This is a genomic window from Chamaesiphon sp. OTE_8_metabat_110 (genome assembly GCF_031382685.1).
Lineage (GTDB): Bacteria > Cyanobacteriota > Cyanobacteriia > Cyanobacteriales > Chamaesiphonaceae > Chamaesiphon.
In genome coordinates, this window is the sequence record NZ_JANMZA010000600.1 from 1 (window position 1) to 1,968 (window position 1,968).

2 protein-coding genes and 1 pseudogene are annotated in these 1,968 nt (G+C 46.3%); all 3 read left to right on the top strand.

What is annotated here, in order from left to right; translation table 11 throughout:
• Positions 1 to 172: 172 nt before the first annotated feature.
• Complete coding sequence (locus RMO52_RS21605; protein ID WP_309738886.1) at positions 173 to 697, top strand: Eco57I restriction-modification methylase domain-containing protein; 525 nt, start codon at positions 173 to 175, stop codon at positions 695 to 697.
• Positions 694 to 1,017, top strand: a complete 324-nt coding sequence (locus RMO52_RS21610) for a DUF433 domain-containing protein (protein WP_309738888.1) — start codon at positions 694 to 696, stop codon at positions 1,015 to 1,017. Before RMO52_RS21605 ends, RMO52_RS21610 begins: the two co-directional genes overlap by 4 nt.
• A gap of 618 nt (positions 1,018 to 1,635) precedes the next feature.
• Positions 1,636 to 1,830: pseudogene (locus tag RMO52_RS24865) on the top strand (reverse transcriptase N-terminal domain-containing protein); the annotation flags it as partial.
• Positions 1,831 to 1,968 lie beyond the last annotated feature (138 nt).

A 1,968-nucleotide genomic window follows, 5' to 3' on the forward strand; every position in this document is an offset into this window, starting at 1 on the left:
CATGCTCCGTATCGGGCTGCTATCGCACCAGTGAGGCTTCGGTCTTAACTGTTAGAACACACTTCTAGCATAATCCCTTGCCCGTGTCCCAGAGCAGTTTCTTTCATCCCTTAGACGACGTTTTAGTCGGCTTAGTTGCTCCCCTAGGAGAATCGCGGCGTTCTTTGATGGGGTGGGTAAAAATAAGCAGGATCGGGAGGATCTACGGCGGGATTATGCGGGGATGGTGCAGTTGCAGCCGGAGCGAATGATGGCGGTTTCGGCGCGGTTGCGTGAACGGGTAATGCCGTTTAATTGGGAAATTGAGTTTCCAGAGGTGTTTGACAGGGAAAATGGCGGGTTTGATGCGATCGTCGGCAATCCCCCGTTTGCTGGCAAAAATACGACGACTAGTGGAAATGCGGAAGGCTATCCCGATTGGCTGAAGGACACCTATGCTGAGTCGCACGGTAACTCCGATTTAGTGGCGTTCTTCTTTCGGCGATCGTTCGATTTATTGCGCGCAGGTGGCACAATGGGTTTGATTTCCACTAATACGATCGCTCAAGGCGATACCCGTTCTACAGGACTACGCTTTATTTGTAATAATGGAGGTCTAATTTACAATGCTACTCGACGTTACAAGTGGCCAGGATTGGCGGCGGTGGTAGTGAGTTTGGTTCATATTTGGAAGCAGAAATCGGGGAAAGAAATATGAATGCAAAGTTAGTAGAATCTTTGGCTGATGCGATCGTAGCTTTGCCTACGGAGGACTATGCCTTATTTCAAGAGGCACTCATTACCAAAATGGTTAAAAAAACACCTGGCGTTGCTGGTGGCTGTGCCTGCATTAGGGATACAAGGATTGCAGTATGGACTATAATTTCTCTCAAAAATCAGGGTGCTGATGAAACCGAACTATCTCTAGATTTTCCAGGCTTAACTCGCTTTGATTTCCTTGCAGCTCAGGCTTACTATCAAACCCATCGAGACGAAATCGAGACGATCGTTGCCGATCTCGATCGAGAGGATGGCTAGAATGATTAGATTTTACGCAAATGAGAATCTTTCAGCAGTCATCGTCAATGAAATACATAGTGCGATTCGTTGAAGTATAAATCACGGTACTCAGTCCGTACATAATACTTCCAAGCTAGCTACCAGACATGTAGCAAAGGAAAAGCTTGAACTATTCTATTAATGAGGGTGCAAGCCCCTTCCTCCAAACTCAGGAGTGAATCCTTATCTGCCCGCACCGACACGACTCGGAATTCGTGAGAGTGAAGCCGGGAACAGGACGCAATCAGACATCAATTGCAGATGACACTGGCGTTAACAGGGAGTCTTCATGATAAAACAGAGCCTAAGAAAGCAACCTATTCATGGGCAGACGCAATCCATAGTCTGACCTCGCTAGAGTCAAGTTTCCCGCCACACTCGTTTGTAGGTATTGGCATGAGTATGGGAATCTAGCGGTTGAACTGGCTATATCTAAAAAGACTATCAATTAATGGAATGGAACGAACAAAAACGTGTTTGAGGTCTGTAAGTGGTCGCACTTACGGTAGACCAGACGAGGGGATTAATTCCTCAGACACGGGTAGGATTCGGCGTAATTGCCGAAAGGTATTCAGAATACACAAACGGATGCAGAGCATGATTAGACACAGTTTAACGACTAGTGAATCTTGGAAGAGTCTACCCTGGAAGCAATTCCAGAAGACACTCTTTCGCCTACAGAAGCGCGTGTACAAAGCAGTTCGAGTTGGAGACAAGCGGAAAGCAAGGTCTTTACAAAAACTGATTTTAAAATCTCAAGCAGCTAAACTACTAGCTATTCGGCAAGTAACGGATACTGTTGGCGAATTCAAAAACCGATCGAGTGGGCGGGCAGACGAGTGGGTCAATTTGTGGATGAAAGTAGGTTGCCACTCGAACAACAACTCACTAATTTTGCGAGAATATCGATCGGTTAAAATAAACTCATCG

Bases quoted from the DNA above. Each gene is read 5' to 3' on its own strand.
- RMO52_RS21610 (WP_309738888.1), top strand. From the start codon at position 694: ATGAATGCAAAGTTAGTAGAATCTTTGGCTGATGCGATCGTAGCTTTG.